At 72.4% G+C, this 22,400-nt stretch carries 15 protein-coding genes; 13 read left to right on the top strand and 2 right to left on the bottom strand.

Annotated elements, in window-relative coordinates; translation table 11 throughout:
* The first annotated feature begins 28 nt into the window (after nucleotides 1-28).
* The 9 genes from ACFVUH_RS13790 (at nucleotide 29) to ACFVUH_RS13750 (ending at nucleotide 9,332) form a co-directional block, all read left to right on the top strand.
* Nucleotides 29-1,639 (top strand): aldehyde dehydrogenase family protein, encoded by a 1,611-nt coding sequence (locus tag ACFVUH_RS13790; RefSeq protein ID WP_355363281.1) that lies wholly within the window; start codon nucleotides 29-31, stop codon nucleotides 1,637-1,639.
* Nucleotides 1,636-2,775, top strand: a complete 1,140-nt coding sequence (locus ACFVUH_RS13785) for an acyl-CoA dehydrogenase family protein (protein ID WP_355363283.1) — start codon at nucleotides 1,636-1,638, stop codon at nucleotides 2,773-2,775. The genes ACFVUH_RS13790 and ACFVUH_RS13785 overlap by 4 nt, the downstream gene beginning before the upstream one ends.
* Nucleotides 2,776-2,867: 92 nt before the next feature.
* Entirely contained in the window at nucleotides 2,868-4,160 is a 1,293-nt protein-coding gene (locus ACFVUH_RS13780; RefSeq protein ID WP_387913220.1) for an aspartate aminotransferase family protein, read from the top strand.
* Between the two features lie 32 nt (nucleotides 4,161-4,192).
* Nucleotides 4,193-4,645 (top strand): SRPBCC family protein, encoded by a 453-nt coding sequence (locus tag ACFVUH_RS13775; RefSeq protein ID WP_355363285.1) that lies wholly within the window; start codon nucleotides 4,193-4,195, stop codon nucleotides 4,643-4,645.
* On the top strand, nucleotides 4,645-5,130 hold the full coding sequence (locus ACFVUH_RS13770; RefSeq protein ID WP_387913218.1) for a hypothetical protein: 486 nt from the start codon (nucleotides 4,645-4,647) through the stop codon (nucleotides 5,128-5,130). Before ACFVUH_RS13775 ends, ACFVUH_RS13770 begins: the two co-directional genes overlap by 1 nt.
* Nucleotides 5,127-6,113: a bifunctional lysylphosphatidylglycerol flippase/synthetase MprF gene (locus tag ACFVUH_RS13765; protein ID WP_387913217.1), complete on the top strand. Its 987-nt coding sequence runs from the start codon at nucleotides 5,127-5,129 to the stop codon at nucleotides 6,111-6,113. The genes ACFVUH_RS13770 and ACFVUH_RS13765 overlap by 4 nt, the downstream gene beginning before the upstream one ends.
* 42 nt (nucleotides 6,114-6,155) lie before the next feature.
* Nucleotides 6,156-7,124, top strand: coding sequence for a VlmB-like protein (locus ACFVUH_RS13760; protein WP_355363291.1), 969 nt, complete (start codon nucleotides 6,156-6,158; stop codon nucleotides 7,122-7,124).
* On the top strand, nucleotides 7,121-7,975 hold the full coding sequence (locus ACFVUH_RS13755; RefSeq protein WP_387913215.1) for an alpha/beta fold hydrolase: 855 nt from the start codon (nucleotides 7,121-7,123) through the stop codon (nucleotides 7,973-7,975). Before ACFVUH_RS13760 ends, ACFVUH_RS13755 begins: the two co-directional genes overlap by 4 nt.
* Nucleotides 7,976-8,045: 70 nt before the next feature.
* Nucleotides 8,046-9,332: an ABC transporter permease gene (locus ACFVUH_RS13750; RefSeq protein ID WP_387913213.1), complete on the top strand. Its 1,287-nt coding sequence runs from the start codon at nucleotides 8,046-8,048 to the stop codon at nucleotides 9,330-9,332.
* Between the two features lie 27 nt (nucleotides 9,333-9,359).
* Here ACFVUH_RS13750 and ACFVUH_RS13745 read toward each other — a convergent pair whose 3' ends face one another.
* Nucleotides 9,360-10,175 carry an SAM-dependent methyltransferase gene (locus tag ACFVUH_RS13745; protein ID WP_387913211.1) on the bottom strand — a complete coding sequence of 272 codons (816 nt, stop codon included), beginning with the start codon at nucleotides 10,173-10,175 and terminating at the stop codon, nucleotides 9,360-9,362.
* A gap of 323 nt (nucleotides 10,176-10,498) precedes the next feature.
* On the opposite strand from ACFVUH_RS13745, the gene ACFVUH_RS13740 reads away from it, so the two are divergent.
* Both ACFVUH_RS13740 and ACFVUH_RS13735 read left to right on the top strand, forming a co-directional pair.
* On the top strand, nucleotides 10,499-11,059 hold the full coding sequence (locus ACFVUH_RS13740) for an RNA polymerase sigma factor (protein WP_387913210.1): 561 nt from the start codon (nucleotides 10,499-10,501) through the stop codon (nucleotides 11,057-11,059).
* Nucleotides 11,056-11,718, top strand: coding sequence for a hypothetical protein (locus ACFVUH_RS13735; protein ID WP_387913209.1), 663 nt, complete (start codon nucleotides 11,056-11,058; stop codon nucleotides 11,716-11,718). Before ACFVUH_RS13740 ends, ACFVUH_RS13735 begins: the two co-directional genes overlap by 4 nt.
* A gap of 89 nt (nucleotides 11,719-11,807) precedes the next feature.
* Here ACFVUH_RS13735 and ACFVUH_RS13730 read toward each other — a convergent pair whose 3' ends face one another.
* Complete coding sequence (locus ACFVUH_RS13730) at nucleotides 11,808-17,561, bottom strand: RHS repeat domain-containing protein (protein WP_387913208.1); 5,754 nt, start codon at nucleotides 17,559-17,561, stop codon at nucleotides 11,808-11,810.
* Between ACFVUH_RS13730 and ACFVUH_RS13725 the strand changes: the two genes are divergently transcribed.
* Nucleotides 17,545-17,826 carry a hypothetical protein gene (locus tag ACFVUH_RS13725; RefSeq protein WP_387913207.1) on the top strand — a complete coding sequence of 94 codons (282 nt, stop codon included), beginning with the start codon at nucleotides 17,545-17,547 and terminating at the stop codon, nucleotides 17,824-17,826. The two genes, ACFVUH_RS13730 and ACFVUH_RS13725, sit on opposite strands and share 17 nt — an antisense overlap.
* A 405-nt stretch (nucleotides 17,827-18,231) precedes the next feature.
* Nucleotides 18,232-22,392 carry an FG-GAP-like repeat-containing protein gene (locus ACFVUH_RS13720; protein WP_387913206.1) on the top strand — a complete coding sequence of 1,387 codons (4,161 nt, stop codon included), beginning with the start codon at nucleotides 18,232-18,234 and terminating at the stop codon, nucleotides 22,390-22,392.
* Nucleotides 22,393-22,400 lie beyond the last annotated feature (8 nt).

Below are 22,400 nucleotides of genomic sequence, written 5' to 3'. Positions count from 1 at the left end.
AAATGCGACGAAGAACAGGAGTGACGCGATGCTGAGTTACGGTTCCTACATCGCGGGGCAGGACCGCCCTGGCACCGACTGGGTGTACACCCTGCGGTCCTCCGCGATGGTGCGCGACTTCTTCGGGTCGCTGGCGCTCAAGCGCGGCCTGGAGAAGGGCCGGATCGCCCCGGCCGACGCCCCCGAGCAGGTGGTGGGCCGCTGCTCCCTCGCCGACGGGCACGACCTGGACGCCGCCCTGGTCGCCGCCTCGACGGCGGCCCGCGAGTGGCGGGCCTTCCCGCTGGCCGCCCGGATGCGGCTGGTCGAGGAGTTCCGCGCCCTGGTCGTGGAGCACTTCGACGAGATCGTCGACCTGATGGTCGCCGAGGGCCACCCGCGCACGCTGGCCCGCTGGGAGCTGACCGGCTGGCTGGCCAACACCGGCGAGGAGACCCGGGAGTGGTGCCGGGGCCAGATGGAGCACCAGGCCGTCATCGGGCCCCGTCGGATGACCGTCCGACGGGTCGCGGACGGCGTGGTCTGCCTCAACCCGCCGCAGAACGCCTCGGTGGCCAACTCGATGCTCGGGGTCTGGGCGCTGGCCGCCGGCAACGCCCTGGTGGTCCGGGCGCCGGTGAGCGCGCCGCTCGGCGTGCTGCACGCGCTGCACCGGCTGGTGGTCCCCGCGCTGGAGCGCGTCGGCGCGCCGGCCGGGGTGCTGAACGCGGTCTGCGCCGACGCCCGGCAGACCCTGCAGCACTGGCTGGACAGCCCGCTGGTCGACGACATCATGTACTTCGGCGGCAGCGAGAAGGGCGTCGCGTTCGGCGCCGAGTGCGTGGCCCGCGGCAAGAAGCCGGTGCTGGAACTGGCCGGCAACGACACCGCCGTGGTCTGGCACGACGCCGACCCCGACCTGGCGGCCGAAGCGCTCGCCGAGGCCTTCTACGGCTCCGGCCAGATCTGCATGGTGCCCAACCGCGCGGTGGTCCACCCGCGGATCGCCGACCGGCTGATCGAACGGCTGCGCGCCCGGGTGGCCGAGATCCGGCCCGGCTTCCCCGAGGACGAGGGAGTGCTGCTCTCGCCGGTGCTGCGCGCCGACTCCTTCTTCGAGGTGCTGGAGCAGGCCGTCGCCGGCGGCGCCCGACTGCTCTGCGGCGGCGAGCGGGTGGACGTCGACGGCAGGCCCGACCCGATCGGGCTCTTCCTGGAGCCCACCCTGCTCCGGGTGGACGGGCTGAAGGCGGCGGACGACCTGGACGCCGTCCGGCACGAGACCTTCTTCCCGCTGCTGCCGGTGGTCGTCCCCGAGGACGCCCCGGACGACGAACTGCTGGAGTCCGTCATCGAGTTCACCAACGCCAACGCCTACGGGCTGCGCAACTCGCTCTGGGCCCGGGACGCGCGGGTGGTGGACCGGTTCGTCGCCGGCGTCACCAACGGAGGCCTGATCAAGGTGAACGACTCGCACATCGGCTTCCTGCCGCTGCTGCCCACCCACGGCGGCAACGGCCTGACCGGCGGACCCGGCGGCGAGGCCAACTTCCCGATCCTGCGCACCTCGCGCCTGCAGGGCGTCAGCGTGGCCGACGGGATCCGACCGGTCGAGGCCGCGTTCGAGGCGCTCGTCCCGGCACGGGAGGCGGCCGAATGATCCGCTCGATGGAGCTGGCCCGCGAGGCCTGCGACACCTTCCTGCCCGGACTGCGCGACGCGCTCGCCGACGTCCCGCTGGAGGTCCTGGAGTCGGCCGAGAGCCCCGGCCTGGACGCCTTCCGCCGGGCCGGCGGCCCGGGCCTGCTGGTGCCGACCGCCTACAGCGGCGGCGGCGCCGGCCCGCTCGAGGCGGTCCGGGCGACCCGGGCGATCGGGGCGCTGTCGCCCTCGCTCGCGGTGGCCGCGACCATGCACAACTTCTCGGTGGCCAGCCTGGTCGCGCTGCTCGGTTCGGCCGACGCGACCGGCCTGGAGTGGCTGCTGATCGAGGGCATCGCCCGGGACCGGCTGCTGGTGGCCTCCGGCTTCGCCGAGGGGCGCGCCGGACAGGGCATCCTCAGCGCGACCATGACGGCCCGTCAGGTCAAGGCCGGCTACCTGGTCACCGGCGCCAAGAAGCCGTGCAGCCTGTCCCGGTCGATGGACCTGCTCACCGCGAGCGTGGCGGTCCCGCTGCCGGACGGCGGCACCGAACTGGGCGTCGCGCTGATCCCGGCCACCTCGCCCGGGATCACCCGGCACCCGTTCTGGGCCAGCGGCTTCCTGGCCGGGGCCGAGAGCGACGAGGTCCGGCTGGTGGACGTCGAGGTGGCACCCGAGCTGATGCTCAAGCCCAAGCAGGAACTGGGCGGCGGACTCGACACCCTGCAGACCGTCGGCTTCGTCTGGTTCGAGCTGCTGGTGACCGCGGCCTACACCGGCGCGGTCGCCCGGCTGGTCGAGCGGGCGCTGGACGAGGGCCGGGGCAGCACCACCGACCGGGCCGCACTGGCCACCAAGCTGGAGGCCGCCATCGCGGTGGTGGAGAACCAGGCCCGGGCCGCCGAGTCCGGCGAGGTCGGCCACGACGAGCTGGCCGCCGTGCTCACCGCCCGCTACGCCGCCCAGGACCTGCTGGTGGAGGCCGCCGACCGGGCCGCCGAACTGCTCGGCGGCATGGCCTACATCGGCTCCTCGGAGGTCGGCTACCTGCTCGCGGTCAGCCGGGCCCTGGCCTTCCACCCGCCCTCCCGGTCCAGCAGCGCCCAGGCCCTGCTGGACCACCACGCGGGACAGCCGCTGCTGCTGTCCTGACCCAGACCGGCACGTGCGCCCGGTCGGCGCATCCCCCGTCGACCGGCCGGGCGCACGTCGCCACCCCACCGACCCCAGGAAGGACCCGGGCAGTGACCCAGGCGCTCGAAACCACGGCACCGGCCCCGCACGACCCGGCCGGCATCGCCGCGCTCTACCGGGCCCACCTCAGCCGGGGGCGCGGCAAGCTCGGCGAGATGTTCGGCGGCCAGGTCGAGGCGTCCTCCTCCGGCTCCGTGGTCCGCACCTCGGACGGCCGCGAGTACCTCAACTGCGGCGGCTACGGCGTCTTCCTGGCCGGCGCCTGCCACCCGAAGGTGGTCGCCGCCGTCGAGCACCAGCTGCGCACCCACCCGCTGTCCACCCGGCTGCTGCTGGAGCCCTCCGCCGCCCACGCCGCCGCCGCCCTGGCCCGGGTCGCGCCGCCCGGCCTGGAGCGGGTGCACTTCTGCGGCTCCGGCGCCGAGGCGGTGGAGACCGGCATCAAGCTGGCCCGCAGCGCCGGCCACCGGCGGCTGGTCTCCATGGTCGACGGCTTCCACGGCAAGACGCTCGGCGCGCTCTCCGCCACCGCCAAGCCGCTCTACCAGGACCCGTTCCGGCCGCTGCTGCCGGACACCGCCCACGTCCCGTACGGCGACATCGACGCGCTGGCCGCGGCCCTCGGCCCGGACGCCTCCGACGCCTGCGTGATCCTCGAACCGGTGCAGGGCGAGGCGGGCGTGGTGATCCCGCCGGACGGCTACCTCAAGCAGGTCGAGCAGTTGTGCCGCCGGACCGGCGCCTTCCTCGTCCTGGACGAGGTGATGACCGGGCTGGGCCGGCTCGGCACCATGTGGGGCGCCGACCGCGAGCAGGTCGTGCCCGACGTCCTGCTGGTCGGCAAGGCGCTCAGCGGCGGCGTCGTCCCGGTCGCGGCGGCCATCGCCACCCCCGCGGCCTTCGCCGCCTTCGACCGCGACCCCTTCCTGCACACCTCGACCTTCTCCGCCGCGCCGATCGCCATGGCCGCCGCCCGCGCCGCGGTCGAACTGATCGAGGAGGAGGACCTGGTCGGCCGCTCGCACGCGCTCGGCGGCCGGCTGCTCGCCATGCTGACCCGGGTGCTCGGCGAGCACTGCCCGCACCTGGTCGCCGACATCCGCGGCCGCGGGCTGCTGATCGGCGTCGAGTTCCACGACGCAGGCCTGGTAGGGGAGTTCATCCTCGAACTGCTGGACCGGGGGGTGGTGGTCAACCACTCCCTGAACGCCCACGCGGTGGCCCGCTTCACCCCGCCCGCCGTGCTGGAGGAGCACGAGCTGGAGCGGCTGGAGGCCGCCGTCACCGCCGCCGCCCGCGCGCTCGCCGCCCGGCTCCCCGCCCCGTCCCGCCCCTCCGCGTAGTACTCCTCCCCGAGAAGTGAAGGTGACGACCCATGAGAACCGTGGACCTGGACGTCCGCTACGACAGCGTGGCACCCGACGACGCGTACGCCCGGATCGGCGACTTCGCCCGCTACCCCTCGCTCGTCGAGGCCGTCCGGCAGGTGACCGTCCACCCCGGGCCGCGGACCGAACCGCTGCACAGCGACTGGGAGGTGGACTTCCGCAACGGCGTGCTCAGCTGGTCGGAGGCCGACACCTTCGACGACGAACGGCGGCTGATCTCCTTCGAGCAGACCACCGGCGACTTCGACACCTTCACCGGCCAGTGGCAGGTGCGGGAGGAGGGCGAGGGCTGCGCGGTCCGCTTCAGCGCGGAGTTCGACTTCGGACTGCCCAGCCTGGCCGGCATCATCGACCCGGTGGCCGAACGGGTGCTGCGGGAGAACATCCTGGGCATCCTGGAGGGCCTGCTCGGCGCCGGACCGGCCCGGACGGAGGCCTGATGGACGCCGCCAACCGCTTCGAGTCGCGGGTCACCTACCGCCTGCTGCGCGCGGAGTACCTCACCGGCCTGCTGATCTGCGCCGGGCTGCTGATCTACCACTTCGACGAGGTGCGCTGGCTGCCCGCCCTCGCGCTGTTCGGCTACATCGACGTCATCGGGTACCTGCCCGGGGCGCTCGCCCACCACCGGGCCAAGGGCGGACGGATCCACCGCGCCTACTACGTGCTGTACAACACCATGCACAGCGCCCTCACCGCCGGCGCGGTCGCCGCGCTCTGGGCGTGGCTGGTCGAGCCGGAGTGGGCCCTGCTCGCCATCCCGCTCCACCTCTGCGGCGACCGCGGGCTGCTCGGCAACTTCCTCAAGCCGTTCAGCGTGCCGTTCGAGCCCTCCCCGCACCCGGCCTTCGTCGACTTCGACGAGCAACTCGCCGGCGGTTCCCCGACGTTCGCCCGGCCGGCCGGGCCGAAGGAGCGGGTGTGACCACCCCGGCCGTTCCCCGGGCCGACGCCGCCGAGACCCTGCGCCGCCACGCCGACCACCCCAGCGGCTTCCTCGCCCTGAACTCCGGCACCCGGCACCACCACGGCGGCGACGACCGGGGCCTCATCGCCTACACGCTCCGGGGCCGGCACGCCATCCAGTTCGGCGGCCCGTTCGCGCCGCCGGCACACCGGGCGGCGCTGCTCGCCGAGTTCCGCGCGGCCGTCCCGGCCCGGCTGACCGTCGCCCAACTCCGCGCCGCGGACATCCCGTTGTACGCCGGACAGGGCTTCGCCGTGAACCAGATCGGCAGCACCTACGCGATCGACCTGGCCGCCTTCACCACCCGCGGCCGGGCACTCGCCAAGGTCCGGCAGAACACCGCCCGCGCCCGCCGGGAGGGCGTGACCGTCACCGAGCTGGCCCAGGGCGAGGGCGAGGACCCGGAGCTGTCCGCCATCGACGCCGCCTGGCTGCGCGACAAGGGGCGGCACGTCAAGGAACTGCGGTTCCTGATCGGCGAACGGGGCGGCCCCGGAGCGTCCTGGCGGCGCACCTTCGTCGCCCGGCGCGAGGGGCGGACCATCGGGTACATCAGCTACTCCCCGGCGTACGGGGCCCGCTCCGGCTGGCTCTACGACCTCACCCGGCGCCGGCCCGACAGCCCGGTGGGCACGGTGGAGCTGATCAACCTCACCGCGCTCACCCGGTTCCAGTCCGAGGGCGCCGGCTGGCTGCACCTCGGCCTCACCCCGTTCGCGGGCCTCGCGGCCGAGCACGACCCCCCGGCGGCCAGCCGCACCCTGGCCCGCGTCGTCGGCCTGCTGGCGGAGCACGGCCGGGCGGTCTACCCGGCGCGCAGCCAGGAGGCCTTCAAGCTCAAGTGGGACCCGCAGGTGATCGAACCGGAGTACGCGGCCTTCGAGGGCGGCGTCTCGCCCACCGCGGTGTGGAACCTGATGCGGGCCACCCGAGCGATCTGACGAATCGTCAACCATCGATCTTCACGCTGACCTGGAGCCACCATGACCATCGGCACGACCCCGGACCTCCCCGCGGAGGTCGACCTCAGGTCCGCCCCCGGCGTCCTCGAAGGCGCCCGCGACCTCGAACTCACCCCCGAGCAGTGCGACCTGCCGTACTGGTTCGACCACGTCGCCGGCGGCATGCTGCGCCAGCTGCGCGACGGCACCGTCCCCGACCCCGGGCCGACCCCCGCAGTGCTCACCCCCGGGCCGCTGCGCGACGCCCTGGTCGCGGAGTTCGCCTTCCGCCACCTCGCCGAGTCCAAGGCGACCAGGGCGCTGACCCAGCTGGTCTTCCACGCCCCCGACGAGAGCTGCCTGGAGTTCTTCTCCACCCAGCTCATCGACGAGGCCCGGCACTCCCGCGCCTTCCGCGACCACCTGCTGCGCCTCGGCGTGCCGGCCGGCGAACTCGCCGCCACCGTCCAGCGGGTCGCCGGAGCGGACGGCGCGGCCGTGCTCGACCCGCTGGAGGAGTTCGGCCTCGGCGTGCTCCGCGACAACGCGGACTTCTACGGCGGTGTCCTGGTGCTCACCGTGCTGGTGGAGGGCGTGCTCGCCCCGGCGGCGGAGCTGAGCGAACGCAAGTGGCGCTGCTTCGACCCGGCCGCCGCGCTGATCGAACGGGCCGCCAACGTCGACGAGATCCGCCACCTGACCGTGGGCAGCGCGGTGATCCGCCGACTGCTGACCGAGCAGCCCGGGCAGCGCCGGCGGCTGCTCGACGTGATCGGCCGCGGCTACGAGCTGTGGCAGCGGCTGCCGATGCAGGAGATGCTGATGCGCCGCGAGACGCTCTTCCAGCGGGGGATGGAGGAGCACGCGGCCCTGGCCGCCGGATACCAGGTCTGGCCGGACCGGCTGCTGCTGGACACCACCCCGCAGGAGCGGCTGGCCACCGCCGAACGCTGGTCGCACGAGACCCAGCAGTCCCGGCTGGAGCACATGCTGCTCGGGGCCGCCGGATGACCACGGTCGAGCGGCTGACGGTCCCGGTCCCCGGCCGGCCCGCCACCCTGGCCGCGACCGTCACCGTGCCCGACCGGGCGCCGAGCGCGGTGGCCGTGCTGTGGCCCGCGCTCGGCGTCAGGGCCGCCCACTACGAGGCGTTCTGCGCCGAACTCGCCCGCGCCGGCTTCGGCGTGGTCTGCGCCGACCTGCGCGGGCAGGGCGCGAGCGGGCCCCGGGCCGACCGCTCGGCCCGGCACGGCTACCACGAACTCGCCACCCTGGACTGGCCCGCCGTGCTGGGCGCCGCCCGCACCCGGTTCGGCGCACTGCCGGTCTACTCGGTCGGCCACAGCCTCGGCGGGCAGGTCTCGCTGCTGCACGCGGCGGCCGACCCGGAGGCGCTCACCGGTGTGGCCCTGGTCGCGACGGGCTCGGTCGACCACCGCGGCTTCCCCGGCCTGCACGGCGCGCGGGTCCTGGCCGCCACCCACCTCACCGCGGCGGTGGCCACCGCCGTCGGCCACTGGCCGGGGGACCGGCTGGGCTTCGCCGGGCGCCAGTCGGCCGTCCTGATGCGCGACTGGGCCCGGATCTGCCGCACCGGCCGGTTCGAGCCCGCCGGGGCCGACCGGGACTACGAGACCCTGCTGGCGGAGCTCACCCTGCCGGTCCTGGCGCTCTCGGTGGCGGGCGACGACCTGGCCCCGCTGCCGGCCGTGGACCGGCTCTGCGCGAAGATCCCGTCCGCCCGGCTGGACCGGGACCACCACGCCGGCGACGCGGGCCGGCGGCCGGACCACTTCCGCTGGGTCCGCGACTCCGGGGCGATCGCGGACCGGATCCGCGCCTGGGCCGACACCCACCGCTGAGCCCATCGCCGAGCCCATCGCCGAGCCCATCGCCGAGCCCGTGGAGGGCCGGCCCCACGAGAGGAAACCCATGCGCGCATCGGCCATCTGGCGCCGGCCCAAGGCCTGGCTCACCGCCGTCGCCGGCGCACTGCTCGCGATCATCTGCACGTCCGCCTACCTCGGGGCGAGCATCGACCCGCAGGGCCGGCTGCACGGCCTGCCGGTCGGCATCGTCAACGCCGACACCGGCGCCCTCGCGGGCGGCGAGCGGGTGGACTTCGGCGGGGCCGTCCGGGACGGCGTCCTCCAGCAGCGCGCGACCCAGGACCGGATCGCCTGGCAGGACCTCGGCACCCGGGAACAGGCGCTCGACCGGCTCGCGGACGACGACGTCTACGCCGTCCTGGTGATCCCGCCGGAGTTCAGCCGCGCGGCCCTCGGCCTGCTGGCGTCCGACGGGCCCGCCGAGCGCCCTGCGCTGACCGTCCTCACCAACCCGGGCGCCGGCGGCCTGGCCGCCTCGCTGTCCCAGAACGCCGCCACCGCCGCCGCCGCGGACGCCTCCGCCGAACTCGGCCGGCGCCTGGCGGTCCGGGCCGGCGCCCCGGACCCGGCCCTGCGCCTGCTGCTCGCCGACCCCGTCCTGGTGAGCGCCGTCCCCGGCCACCCCGTCCCCGCCAAGTCCGGCGGCGGCACCCTGCCCCTCTACTACACGATCATGCTGCTGCTGGCCGGCCTGTTGCCCGCCATCATGGTCACCACCGGCCTGGACGTCGCCCTCGGCTTCCTGCCGATGGAGGTGGGCCCCAAGCGGGTGCTGCAGCTGATCGCCCCGATCAGCCGGACCCAGACCCTGCTCGCCAAGACCGGCATCGGGGCCGGGGCCGCGGTGCTCAGCGGTACCGCGGTCCTCGCCACGGCGACCCTCCTGCTCGACATGCCGGCCTCGCACCCGTTCCAGCTCTGGCTGCTCTCGATCGGCACCACGATCACCATCGCCACGTTCACGCTCTGCCTGGTCGCGGCGCTCGGCACCCCGGGTCAGCTGCTCGCCCTGCTGCTGGTCACCCTGTTCGGCGCGCCCACCTCGGGCGGCGCGATGCCCGTCGAGGCCATGCCGCCGGCACTCGCCGCCCTCGGGTCGGTCCTCCCGGCCCGGCACGTCGTGGACGGGGTACGGGCGGTGCTGTTCTTCGACGCCCGCGGCGCGGCCGGCCTCACCTCGGCCTGGGTGACCCTCGGGTGCTACCTGCTGCTCTCCCTGGCCGTCGGCTTCGGCGCCAGCCGGCGCTACGACCGGCGCGGCCACGCCCGCGTGCACCGGCACGAACTCGCCCGCACCCCCGCGCAGGCCCCCGCACCCGCGGCGGGCTGAGCCCCGCGGCCGCCGGGGGAGCGCGGCTCAGGGGCGTATCGCGACGGCCCCGTAGCAGGAGGCCTCGGCGTCCGTGACGGGCTCGGCCTCGTCCTCGGGCGTCGGGTGCCAGCGCTGGGTGGCGACGACACCCGGCGCCATGAGGTCCCAGCCGGTGAAGAACTCGCCGAACTCGCCCCGGGTCAGGGCCGCGACCGCGGTGCCGGCGGCGGTGTAGACCTGGATCAGCCGCTCGGTCTCCTCGGCCGCGAAGTCCTGGGTGAGGTGACTGATCACCAGCGCCGAGCCGCCGGGCAGCTGCTCCTTGAGGCCCTCGGTGATCCGGTGGGCCTCGGACGGGACGAAGTGCAGCAGGGCGTTCATGCTGAGCGCTATCGGCCGGGTGAAGTCCAGGACCTCCCGGGCCGAGTCCAGCAGCGCCCCGGGCTCGCGCACATCCGCCTGGACGTAGGCGGTGACGCCCTGCTCGGTGCCGCGCAGCAGGGCCTGCGCGTGGAGGAGCACGATCGGGTCGTTGTCGGCGTACACGACCTTGGCGTCCGGGGAGACCGACTGCGCGACCTCGTGCAGGTTCGGCGAGGTCGGGATGCCGGTGCCGATGTCGAGGAACTGCCGGATGCCGGCCTCGGCGAGCAGCCGCGTCGAGCGGCGCATGAAGGCGCGGTTGGCGCGGGCGGCGGAGCGGGCGTAGGGGAAGACCGCCAGCGCCCGGCCGGCGGCCTCCCGGTCGGCGGGGAAGTTGGTCGTTCCGCCGAGGTAGTAGTCGTACATCCGCGCCGAGTGCGCCAGATGGATGTCGAGGTTGACCTCCACGTCGTCGCTCCGGGCCGTGCCGTCGGTCATGCGCTCCCCCTGCCAGGTCGTCGGAGCGCCCCCGCGCGGGGCGTCGACGGTGCCACAAGTGTCGAGCAGGATAACCGAATCGGGTCGCGCAGCGGTTCGCTCCGGGTATGTTCGCGCGACGTTCGCCCCGCGGTCGCCTCACCATATGTCTGATCTTCAAACCTCTTGTTGCGATTTAACATCTCGCCACCCAATACGCCTTAATGTGCCTACCGGGGAAGCGAGTTCCCGCTGTCACCGCGAAGGGCCGTAGGGTTCCACCCGAGGCCGGCGGCCCGCACCGGGTGCCGCCCGGCCGGGGTGCCGCAGGGGAGGATTGGGACTTGACCGAGAGCGACTGGGTGGTCGGCGACCGGGACCGCCTGACGTTCGACGCGTTCTGCGACACGCACGGCAGGGCCTGGACCGGGTTCGCCCGCGCGCGCCTGCGCGACGACGCCGTCGCGCACACGGTGGTGGAGATCGCCAAGGCCCGGGTGTGGCAGGAGTGGCCCCGCATCCTGCGCGAGCAGATCCCGCCCTTCCACGCCTGGGCGATCCTCAAGGAGGAGATCGGGGCCTGCCTGGCGGAGCTGATGATGAACGGCGAACCGCTGCCCACCCAGACGAACGTCCCCGGGTGGGTCCAGTCGGTGCGGGCCGCCGCCGAGCGGGCACACCACCTGCTGGAGACCGAGGGCAGCCACGAGCAGCTGTACGCCGCGCTGCGCCGGCTGTCCGAGCGGCGCCACGACGTGATCGTGCTGCGCTACCTGCTCGGCCTGCCGGACGACCAGATCGCCAGCTACCTGGGGACGACCGAGGCCAACGTCCGCTCGACCGTGCGCCAGGCCCTCGACCGGCTGGCCGCGGCGCTCGGCGGCCGGCGCGGGGAGGGCCGGTGAGCACCGAGCACGACCGGGCCCTGCACCCGAACGCGACCGGCGTCCACACGCCCGCCCGGGCCCCGCGGCCACAGCCGGGGGGTGCCGGCGTCTCCTGGGAACGGCTGCTGACCGCGCCGAGCCCGATGTCCTCCGAGCACAAGCAGGCGGCCCACGAACTCGACCTCGCCGCCTCCCTGGTCCTGGCGATGCCCTCCGCCGCGGCCTCCCTGAGCCTGCTGGTCAACGGCGAACGGATCCACCCCGAGGGCGCCCTGGTGCTCGGCGCGCTGCTGTACGTCGCGGACCACCGCGACGGCGCCCAGTTCTGGTGGCAGTTCGCGGCCGGCGGCGGCTCCTACACCGCGGCGTCCTTCCTGAGCCTGCTGCACCGCAGCCTGGGGGAGTTCCTGGACGCCGAGGTCTGGCGCCAGCAGGCCGAGGCGATGGCCACCCTGCCCCGCCCCCCGCAGCGGGTGCTGGACGCCCCGCGCGCCCTGCTTCCGGCCAGGGTGCTCGCCGACATACTGGCCCGCTGCCACCACGGCCTCGACGTGCGGCTGCCGCCCCGCATCGCGGCCGTGATCCATCAGCTCCCGGTCGACGGCGACGACCCCGAGTACGGCGAACTGCCCCAGGTCAGCAGCACCCTGGTCCGCGACCTCACCGGCGAGCCGTGAAACGACGGCGCCCGCCGGGCCGGCCGTGAGGCCTTCCCGGCGGGCACCTTCGTCGAACCTCCGACGGTGTCGTGCGCTACGGCGGGTCGCTAGTCCCAGTCGCTCTGACGGGAGTAGTGGTCGGAACTGATGTACTCGGCTGCGGCCTTCGAGATCTCCGCGTTGAGCTCCTGTAGCGACGCCTTGGGATGCTCGCGCCTCAGGCGTTCACCGAGTGCCTGGCCGTACTCGTTGTTCAGCAGGTCGGTCTTGTGGTCCGTCTCCTCCGACTTCGGGTAGTACGCCTCGTGGGCCTCCCCCCACCGTTCCGCGCTCTTCTTCCCGAGCACCACGGTGAGCCTGGCCTGCCAGACCACATGGCGGTAGGCGTTGATCTGCTCCGAGCCCGCCTCGTGCTGTTCGAGGTAGGCCTCCGCGAACGCCCCGGCGCTGATCGAGGCGTAGTCCTCGCACTCGAAGGGGTGCAGGACGCAGAGCGCGGTCTCCACCATGTTGAAGGTGAAGCCGTTGGAGCGGTTCAGGTCCTTCCGTTCCTTGTCCGGGACCTTGTCGTAGTCCATCCTCTTCTTGTCCTCCGCGAAGAGGAAGTCGGCCCGCGCCTTGCGCTCCTCCTTGTTCAGGTTGCCCTTCGAGTTGCGGTGCGGCGCCGGCGGGGTCGGCGGCGGCGGGGAGCAGTCGTGGGTGGCGCAGTACTCGGGGGCCGGGGTGCCGCCCTCGTTGCGGGTGATGTTGAGGTAGTTGCTGCCGTAGTCGACCGGCTGGGTGCCCTTGTTGGTGCAGGTGTACTGGCCGGAGTAGCACTCGGGCAGCGCCTCGCCGGACGGGTCGCTGGTGGTCAGCGGGTTGTTGTTGGCGTAGGTGTAGGCGCCCATCTCCTGGGAGGCGGTGGTGTCCATCCGCGGGTCGACGCTGATGAACCGGCCGGTGTTGGGGTCGTACTCGCGGGCCCCGAGGTGGGTCAGGCCGGTGTCGCCGTCCCGGGTGCCGCCCAGGAAGCCGTGGTCGCCGAGCCAGCCGCTGCCGGGTGCGGCGCCGCGCTCGGCGCCGAACAGGGTCGTCTTGCGCCGGGTGACGGCCTGGGTGGCCGAGTCGACGTGGACGGTCGCGGTGCCGTGCTGGTCCGCGAGCACGAAGGACAGCTTGCCCGCCGTGCGCACGGCCGCGGTCCTGCCGCCGTGGCTGTAGTAGCGGGTGCCGACCGGCGTGGCGGCGCCGGGCGCGAGCTTCAGCTCGTTGCCGCCGGGCAGGTAGAGCGTGGTGCCGGTGGAGTCCCTGCGCACCAGCCGCCCGCCGTCGGCGTCGTAGACGTACGTGTTGTCCGTCCCGGTGCCGGTCAGCTTGGCGAGGTGGCCCTGCTGGTCCCACTCCAGGGTCTGGGCGGGGGCGGAGCCGATCGTGCGGCCGGTGGTGTTGCCGGTGACGTCGTAGGAGTAGCTCTCCTTGACGGTGCCGCCGGGGCCGGTCTGGGTGACCTCGGCGAGGGCGTTGGGCTTGCCCTGGACCGGGGTGTAGGTGCGCACGGTGTCCGCGGCGCCGCCGAGGCCGTGCCGGGTCTCGCTGCGGCGGTTGCCGACGCCGTCGTAGCCGAAGCTGGTCCAGTAGGCGTCCGGGCCGCCGACCGTGCTCGCCGACGGCGCGGCGGCGCAGTTGTCGGTCGCGGTCCAGGCCTGGGTGATCCGGCGCAGCGAGTCGGTGATGACGCACTGGGTGTCGGTCGCGACCGGCGCGTCCTGACCGGACCTGGTCGAGGTGCTGGTCACGTTGCCGACCGGGTCGTAGGTGTAGCGGGTGTCGTCGATGCGCTGCGGGGCGGCCTCGCGGTCGCTCACGGCGCGCAGCAGGCTACCGGTGTGGGCCTCGTACTCGTACGAGGCCCACAGGTGCGAGCCGAACGCCCCGTACTCGTCGCGCAGGGTCCGGCCGTAGTGGTCGTAGGTGCTGACCGAGACGATCGGGGCACCGCCGGCGTACGTGCTGACGGGCAGTCCGGTGGTCGGGGTGTAGGAGTGGACGATCCGCTCCGCCGGCAGTCCGCCGAGCGCGGGCTGCTGGGTCCACATCGGCTGGCCGGTGTTGGGGTAGTAGGACGTCGTCCACTTGTAGGTGTTGGCGAGCTGGCCCTCCGCGGACGGGACGGTCAGCTGGGTGTTGACCGGCTGGTAGAGGGCGTTGTACGAGGTCACCGCCGAGACGTAGGCGGCGCCGTTCAGGTAGCGGGTGCTGGTGTCGGGCTTGCCCTTGGCCGCGGTGTCGTACGTCCACTCGGCGAGCTTGGTGGCACCCTGCTTGACGGCGGTGGTGCGGCCGAGCGCGTCGTAGTCGGTGTGCAGCACCACGCCGCGGGCGTCCTTGACGTCGGTGACACGTCCGCCGGCGTCGAAGGTCAGCTCGGAGGTGCCCTTGTCCGGGTCCTCGACCCTGACCTGCCGGCCGCGGCTGTCGTAACCGTAGCGCCAGACGTTGCCGACCGGGTCGGTCATCTCGACGACCTGGCCGCGCTGGTCGTAGCGGTAGAGCACCGACTGGCTCGCGGTGCGGTCCTCGTTGGTGTACTCCTTCATCTCGACCACGTTGCCGCGTGCGTCGGCGAGGTTGGTCTTGGCGGTGCCGCCCTTGGGCGGGACGACCGTGATGCCGTCACCGTGGTAGGTGGTCGTGGTGCGCTTGGTCTCGTCGCCGAACCGCTTGCCGATGACGGCGGTCGGCCGGGCGGCGCCGTCGTAGAGGGTGTCGGTCGAGGACGGGTACTTCAGCTCCTGCCCGGTCACCAGCACGCCCTCGGCGGCGCCGTCGGCGTAGTACGAGCCGGAGTCGCGCCAGGCCAGGCCGCGGCTGTCGTAGAACTGCTCGGTGACGAGGCGTCCCGTGCGGTCGGGCGAGGTGCGCTGGGTCTGGCGGGAGCGCATCAGGCCGTCGTAGATCGCGTACGAGGTCTCGTAGGTGGAGTCGAACTGCAGGGTGCGGGTGGTCACCACGACCGGGCCGTTGTTGCGCACCTGGTAGTCGAACCCGTAGTTCGGCGAGTCGGGGTAGGTGGCGGCCGAGCGGGTGGGCAGCCAGACGCCGGTGAGCCGGCCGAGCGCGTCGAAGCGGCTGGTGGTCACCTTGGCGTTGGGGTCCGAGATCGTCAGCGCCTGGCCGCGCAGCGGCTCGTAGCCGGTGGTGGTCGTGTGGCCGAGCGGGTTGGTGACCACGGAGGAGGCCGCGACCTCCCCGGCGGCCGGGGTGTAGGCGGTCGTCGTGGTCTTGCCGTAGGCGTCGGTGGCCGAGACGACGCGGCCGTAGGCGTCGTAGCCGGTGCGGGAGAGGGTGTCGTAGCCGTTGCCCGCCCCGTTGATGCCGCGGCTCTCGGTGGCCAGGCCGGCGGTGGGCGCGGCGCCGACGGTGGTGGTGTTGTCGTAGAGGGTCTGGGTGTCGGTGATGACGTCCGCCGGCCGGTTGACCGGCGCGCCGCAGGCCGCGCCGACGAGCTCCACCCGGCTCGGCTTGTTCAGCATCCAGGTGCCCGTGTTGCGGGCGTACGTCGTCGTGGTGCACCGCTCGTCACCGCTCTTGGACTCGTCGCCGAGCTCGCTGAGGGTGGACAGCAGGCCGTACTCGTCGAAGGTGCGCGACAGCGAGGTGCGGCGCTCGCCGCCGGTGACCGCGGTGCGGGTCCGCTCCTTCTGGATGCCGGTGAAGCGGGCGGTGAGCGCCGGCAGCCCGGCGCGGTTGCGGGTCGCGGTGGCGGTGGAGCTCCACGGCGTGTACGAGGTCGCCGACACCAGCGCGCCGCCGTCCCCGTTGTAGACGGCCTTCTCGCGCAGCTGGCCGGCGAACTCGGGCCGGTCGGTGACGGCCTCGCCGGCCGAGTCCTTGACCGCCGCCCCGTCGAGGCCGCGGAAGTAGCGGGTCTCGGTGAGGGTCCGGGCGTCGTAGCCGGCGCCGGTGCGGGTCTGGACGCGGCCGTAGCCGCGGGCGACGGAGAAGGTGCGCTCGTCGGCGTTGGTGAGCTCGTCCTCGTTCATCGCCCAGGCGGCGCCGTCGGGGTAGGAGTACTCGGTGACCTTGTCCGGGGTCTCGGCGAGGTTGTCGCCCTCGACGACCTTCTCGACGACGTAGCTGTTGAACCAGTCGTCCTTCACCGTGCTGCCCTCGCGCCGCTTGACGGGGTAGCAGCGGCTGGTGTTCGAGCCGTTCGCCGCCGGCAGGCTGGTCGCGGTGCAGCCGGGCTGGGAGTAGTAGACGCCGATGGTGCCGCCGGTCTCGGTGGTGATCTGCGACATCCGCAGCCGGATGAACGGCGCGAGGCCGTCACCGGTCCTGTCCACCCGGTTCGCCAGCTGCTCGCCCTCGAAGGTGACCGCGGGCAGGTCCAGTTTGCCGCCGGTCCAGCCGGTGCGGGTGACGGAGGAGAGCCACATCGGGGTGGAGAGGCCGTCACCGGAGGGCGGGAAGCCCTGCTTCAGGCTCCAGCTGTCGACGTCCTTGTGGGTGCCGCCGGTCAGGGCCCTGGTGGTGACGGTGACCAGGCGCTTGCGGGACCAGAAGGTGGGGGAGGCGTTGGACTTGCAGTCCGCGCCGTCCGCGCAGTACAGGTCGAACGGGACGTCCGGCCAGTTCTTGGCGTGGGCCTCGTCGAAGGTGCCGCAGTCGGCCAGGCAGCGCTCGTCGACGTCGAACTTGACGACGCCCATCGGCTTGGCGGAGTACACGGTGTCCGCGCGCAGGCCGTACTCGACGCGGTCGAGCCAGCCGCCGTGCACGTACGGGGTCGCGGTGCCCTTGCCGGTCGTCGTGCTCCAGTTGCGGGCGTAGTTGTTGGTCTCGGTGTTCCAGTAGTACGCCATCGCGTTGCCGCGCGCGTCGACCACGTAGTCCAGCTGCCAGCGCCAGGCCTGCTGGCACCAGGCACTGGCGAAGGACGCGTTGTAGCAGGGCTCGCCGGACTGGTTGCCGAACACCGGCACCGTCCAGGTCGACCTGGTCTCCGCCGATCCCGGCTGGAAGCCCGGCAGGCGGTTCAGGCCGAAGAAGTACTGGGTGCCGTCGGTCGAGGTGATCTTCCAGTGCTCGCCGTCGTTGTCGCCGTTGGCGGCGCCGGTCAGCTTCTCGACCTTCTCGCCGCTGTCCGCGGCCGGGTGCCAACCCTTGCCGGCCTCGTACACCAGCTCGGTGTTCTTGCCGCCGAGGTTGAGGACGGCGTTGTCGTTGAACCAGCACAGGTCGCCGACCTTGGCGGTGTTGGTGCCGCCGGTCCTGTCGTCGTCGCACGGCTTGTAGCGCCGCTCGATGAAGCCCGGCTCGTACGACCAGCCGTCACCCAGCCAGCCGGCCTGGTTGTTGGAGGCGCTGCTGCGCCCGTCGACGGCCTGCGAGGAGTAGCCGAGCGAGACGCCGGGCTGCAGTCCGCCGGGCACCGGGGGCACCGACATCGGGTAGGACCAGGTGAAGGTCCCGGTGGAGCCGCCGGCCGACCAGGCCCCGGACGCCTGGAGCTGCGTGGCCTTGTAGTCACCGGTGGGGCCGCTGGCGTCGGCGAGCGCCGCGAGCACCGTGACGCCGCCGGCCGCGGTGGACCCGGCGGCGAGCGAAAAGCCCTTCGCCTGCGCCGGGCGGGCGGCGGGGGCGTCCACGCTCGCCGACACGGCGCCCTTGGCGGGCTCGTTCACCGACTCCAGCGGCACCGGCGTGCGGCACTCCGGGCCGTCCGGAGTGGTCAGCGCACACTCGGGGAGCTGGACCAGCCGCAGCCGTGACGCCCAGTCACCGCCGTAGGCCTTCGCGAAGGCCGAGTAGTCGAGCGTGACCTTGACCTTGTCGCCCTCGGGCGCCCGGTCCGCCGCCGTGAGCGAGAACAGCACGCCGTCGATTCCGGCGGCACGGGTGTGCTGCCGGTCGGCGACGGTGACCTCGACTCCCTTCGGCTGTCCCGAAGGGAGTGTCTTCGCGCGCGAATCAACGTTTGCCGCAAGCGACTTGCCCGATTCGGATGCCGATTCCACGGATATCGCACCGGGGCCGGGCCATACCGCCTCGGGGGTCTTCTCCGTGGCGGTCGAGGCCAGGCGGGCCCGCTTTTCCCGGCCGATCGGTGCCGTCTTCACGGGCACCGGCCGGGTCTGCTGAAGGGCCGGCAGATCCGGTCCCCTGCCGCTGTTCTCGGCGGCTGACGCTGCACCTGGCAGCGCCGATGTCAATGCCGTGGCCACGACTGCGGTCGCCAGCCAACGGACGACGAAATGCCTCACTCGTCCCTCCGATGATTCTGAATGAGTCGACGAAGGCTAACAAGGCCCTACCGCAGATTTCTTGCGCTCACCTGGAGAAATGATGGGCGCAATGTCCCGTGTGCGATCATTCGTCAGGATCGATGGTGTGCGCTCTTGTCTTCCGTCAGCACAGATGGACCGGAGTGAAGTTGACTTTGCATCACGAAGATGAAGGCGATGTGAGAGGACCAAGGGGGTGCCTCGCGGTGGGGTATAGAGTCCTACCGCTTTCGGTAAATGCACTCATCGTGAAGGAAGCAGTGTGACCATCCTTTCCAGTAGGAACGGGCGCAGTGGTGTGCGTCCGACCGGGGCGATAGCCCTGGGCCTCGTGGGAGGGCTCACGGTCGGCCTCGCCGTCGTGCCGCCCTCCGTCGCCCGGGCCCTGCCGGCCGCCCCGACCTCCCCGACCGCGCCGGCTGCTTCGGGCGTCGCCGTGAACCCGTCCGACGACGACGGCTCGGTCAGTCCCGAGGAGAAGGCCCTCCAGCAGGCCAAGTCCACCAACGCCCCCGCCGAGCTCGTCACCGCCCGGACCGAGCGGTCGGACACCTGGGCCAACCCCGACGGCACCTTCTCGGTGCGCCACTACGGGACCCCGGTGCGCGTACTGCGCGGCGGCGCCTGGGTGGCCACCGACCCGACGCTGCAGCTCGCGGCCGACGGTTCGGTGAAGCCGAAGGCCGCCTCCGTCACCATCGCCTTCTCCGGCGGCGGCGCCGGCCCGCTGCTGACCGGCGTCAAGGACGGCCGCACCCTCTCGCTCTCCTGGCCGAAGCCGCTGCCCCAGCCCACCCTGGCCGGCAACGTCGCCACCTACGCCGAGGTGCTGCCCGGCGTCGACGTGCAGCTGAAGGCCGAGATCGAGGGCTTCTCGCAGCTGGTGGTCGTCAAGACGCCCCAGGCTGCGGCCAACCCCGAGCTGGCGACGCTCAAGTACACGATGTCGACGGTCGGTGTGACGGTCGCCACCGACGCGGCCACCGGCGCCGTGCAGGCCACCGACCCCGCCGGGCGCCCGGTGTTCACCAGCCCGCCGCCGATGATGTGGGACTCCACCACGATCAGCAGCGCGCCGTCCGCCGCAGGGTCCGCGAAGTCCGCCGCCGCCCCGGCCGCCCCGGGCACCGAGGCCTCCGCGCTGACGGTCGGGGCCGCCGGCGACCCGGCGAGCGGGTTCGAGCAGCCGGTCGGCGCCAAGGACGCCGTCATGCCGACCTCGGTCAGCGGCAACACCCTGCAGATCACACCGGACCAGGCGCTGCTGACGGCCGCCGACACCCGGTACCCGGTCTACATCGACCCGTCCTGGGCGTGGGGCGGGCGGCAGAACTGGACGCGGGTCTACAAGAAGTACCCGAAGATGAGCTTCTGGAACGCCAACGAGGTGGCCCGGGTCGGCTACGAGAACGAGACCAACGGGCTGTCCCGGTCCTTCTTCCAGCTGGACACCAGCAACATCAAGGGCCGGAAGGTGATCAAGTCCACCTTCCGGATCAACAACACCTGGTCCTGGTCCTGCCAGGCCCGTCCGGTCCAGCTCTGGCACACCGGCGGCATCGACAAGAACACCACCTGGGAGAAGCAGCCCGGCAAGATCGACTGGCTGGGGACCGTCAACGACGCCAAGGGCTGGAACTCCGGCAACTGCCCCGGTGGCAACCTCGAATGGGACGTCACCTGGAAGACGCAGCGGGTCGCCGCCGCCGGTGACCCCAACATCACCCTCGGCCTGTACGCGGAGAACGAGGGCGACACCTTCGGCTGGAAGAAGTTCGACTCCAAGTCCGCCTACCTGGAGACGACGTACAACGACCCGCCGATGACGCCCTGGGACCTGGGCACCAACCCGCGCACCGACTGCGCCACCGGCGGCCTGATCGGCAACACCACGGTCAGCCTGTACGCCATGGTCGACGATCCCAACGCGGGCAACCTCTCGGCGCAGTTCCAGATCTTCCGCGGCGGCTCGCTGGTCGCCGACAAGTGGATCCCGGCGCTCAAGAACCGGGTCTCCACCCTGGTCGTGCCGGACGCCGAACTGCCCACCGGCGACTACACCTGGCAGGTCCGGGCGTACGACGGCAGCGAGTACTCGGGCTGGAGCACCAGCTGCCGCTTCAGCGTCGACCGGACCCGCCCGGCCAAGGCGCCCAAGGTCGACTCCTCGGCCTTCCCCAACGGCGAGAACGGCTGGCCGGCCGGCACCGGCAAGGCCCGCAGCAAGGGCCTCTTCACCCTCTCGTCCAACGGCATCGGCGACGTCGTCCGCTACGGCTACTACACCGACTGGGAGCAGTCGGTGAAGACCAAGGACGCGGTCCACCCCGGCGACCCGGTCACCGTCGAGCTCACCCCCTCCGGTGTGGGACCGCACTTCGTGCACGCCTTCAGCCAGGACGCCGCCGGCAACCGCTCCGACACCGCGACGTACATCTTCTACGCCGCCCGGTCGACGGAGAAGGACCCGCTCTACGACCTCAACGGCGACGGCAACAAGGACATCTGGAGCGTCGACACCAACGGCACCCTGCTGACCTACGCGGGCCAGGGCAACGGCCAGTTCTCCGCCGCCACCAACGGCGGCCTGAGCTTCACCGACCCGCGCATCACCTACTCCGGCGACTGGGGCGACGACGGCTACAACGACCTCGTCACCCTGGAGTACGACAGCGTCGACAAGCGCCGCAAGCTGTTCAGCTACCCCAACAACGGCCTCGGCAGGGCGACGACCGACTTCGGCAAGAAGAAGCAGGAACTCAGCGTCTACTGCCCGGTCGCCAACGACACCTGCCCGTCCGGCAACGACCACTGGCAGAACCCGAACACCCAGATCCTGTCGCCCGGCGACCTCAACGGCGACAAGGTCCCGGACCTGCTAGTGCGCGAGGGCAAGCTGCTGTGGGCCTACTACGGCTCGCGCGACAACTTCCTGGACAACTCCGACCCGGTCCTGGTCGGCGGCGACGACTGGGACAAGTACACCGTGATCGCCCCCGGCGACCTCAACGGTGACGGCGTCCCGGACCTCTGGCTGCGCGACGAGGTCGGCGGCGACATCCTGCGCTCCTACGGAAGCAAGGACGCCAACGGCGTCGTCGATCTGGCCACCTGGGGCACCAAGGACCGCACCAAGGTCGGCTACGGCGTCACCAAGGACCTCTGGCCCACCGTCGGCTCGGTCGGCGACATCAGCGGCGACGGCGTCCCGGACCTGTGGGCGCGCAAGGCCGACAGCACCCTGTTCGCCTGGTACGGCCAACTCGCGGGCGGGGTCGTCGGATCCTTCTCGGGCGGCTGGACCGTCGACGGCGTGGCCGGCGCCCGGATCCCCTCCGGCACCAACCTGACCTCCGGCCAGGAGTACGCCACCGGCACCGCCAAGCTCACCATGCAGGCCGACGGCAACCTCGTGCTGACCAAGGCCGGCAAGGTCTTCTGGGCCTCCAACACCGGTGGGAACCCGAACGCGTACGCCCGGATGCAGGCCGACGGCAACCTGGTGGTCTACAGCGCCGACGGCTCCAAGGCGCTCTGGAGCTCCCGTACCCACGGCAAGCCCAACTCCTACGCGATGCTGCTCGAACACGGCGTCCTGGTGATCTACAACGCCGTCGGCCAGGGCCAGTGGACCAGCGGCACCCAGGGCCGGCCCGACTTCAACGCGGACGGCAAGACCGACATCCTCACCCGCGACGCCAGCGGCGACGTCTGGGTCTACCCCGGCACCGGCGGCTCCGGCACCTCCACCTTCGGCGGCCGGTACTTCGCCGGCAACGGCTGGTGGCGCGACTACTGGACCAACGTCTACGCCACCGACCTCAACAATGACGGGCACACCGACATCATCGGCCTCACCCGCGAGGGCGACATGTGGCTCTACTCCGGGACCGGCAACTCCGGCACCAGCACGGTCGGTGCCCGGACGCTGATAGGCGTCGGCTGGGGCGGTTACACCACGCTGGCGTTCGGCGACGTCACCGGAGACGGGAAGACCGACGTCGTCGCCCGCGACAGCGGCGGCGAGCTCTGGGTCTACCCGGGCACCGGAGGCGCCGGTACCTCCACCCTCGGCAACCGCTTCTTCCTCGGCAACGGCTGGTGGCCCGCCAACTGGATCACCATCCGGATCGCGGACGTCAACGGCGACTTCAAGCCCGACATCATCGGCCGCACCGACGGCGGCGACCTCTACATCTTCCCGAACACCAGTGACGCCCAGAGCACCAGCTTCGGCCCGCGCTATTTCTGGGGCAACGGCTTCTGGCCCGGGGAGTGGAACCCGTTCGTCAGCGACTTCAACAACGACGGCGCGGCGGAGGCGGTCGGCATCACCCAGAACGGTGACATGTACGACTTCATCCCGAGCGGCCGCACACTGGTCGGCACCGGCTGGACGTCGGTCTTCGATGTCGTCCTGTAACCACCGGA

Origin of the sequence: Kitasatospora sp. NPDC058032 (assembly GCF_042885845.1) — a bacterium.
Lineage (GTDB): Bacteria > Actinomycetota > Actinomycetes > Streptomycetales > Streptomycetaceae > Kitasatospora.
The sequence above is the reverse complement of the archived record's forward strand: the minus strand, read 5'-3'. Positions and strand labels throughout refer to the sequence as shown.

Coding starts and splice junctions, on each gene's coding strand:
- ACFVUH_RS13760 (WP_355363291.1), top strand. CDS start 6,156: ATGACCATCGGCACGACCCCGGACCTCCCCGCGGAGGTCGACCTCAGG.
- ACFVUH_RS13755 (WP_387913215.1), top strand. CDS start 7,121: ATGACCACGGTCGAGCGGCTGACGGTCCCGGTCCCCGGCCGGCCCGCC.
- ACFVUH_RS13790 (WP_355363281.1), top strand. CDS start 29: ATGCTGAGTTACGGTTCCTACATCGCGGGGCAGGACCGCCCTGGCACC.
- ACFVUH_RS13745 (WP_387913211.1), bottom strand. CDS start 10,175: ATGACCGACGGCACGGCCCGGAGCGACGACGTGGAGGTCAACCTCGAC.
- ACFVUH_RS13770 (WP_387913218.1), top strand. CDS start 4,645: ATGGACGCCGCCAACCGCTTCGAGTCGCGGGTCACCTACCGCCTGCTG.
- ACFVUH_RS13785 (WP_355363283.1), top strand. CDS start 1,636: ATGATCCGCTCGATGGAGCTGGCCCGCGAGGCCTGCGACACCTTCCTG.
- ACFVUH_RS13775 (WP_355363285.1), top strand. CDS start 4,193: ATGAGAACCGTGGACCTGGACGTCCGCTACGACAGCGTGGCACCCGAC.
- ACFVUH_RS13750 (WP_387913213.1), top strand. CDS start 8,046: ATGCGCGCATCGGCCATCTGGCGCCGGCCCAAGGCCTGGCTCACCGCC.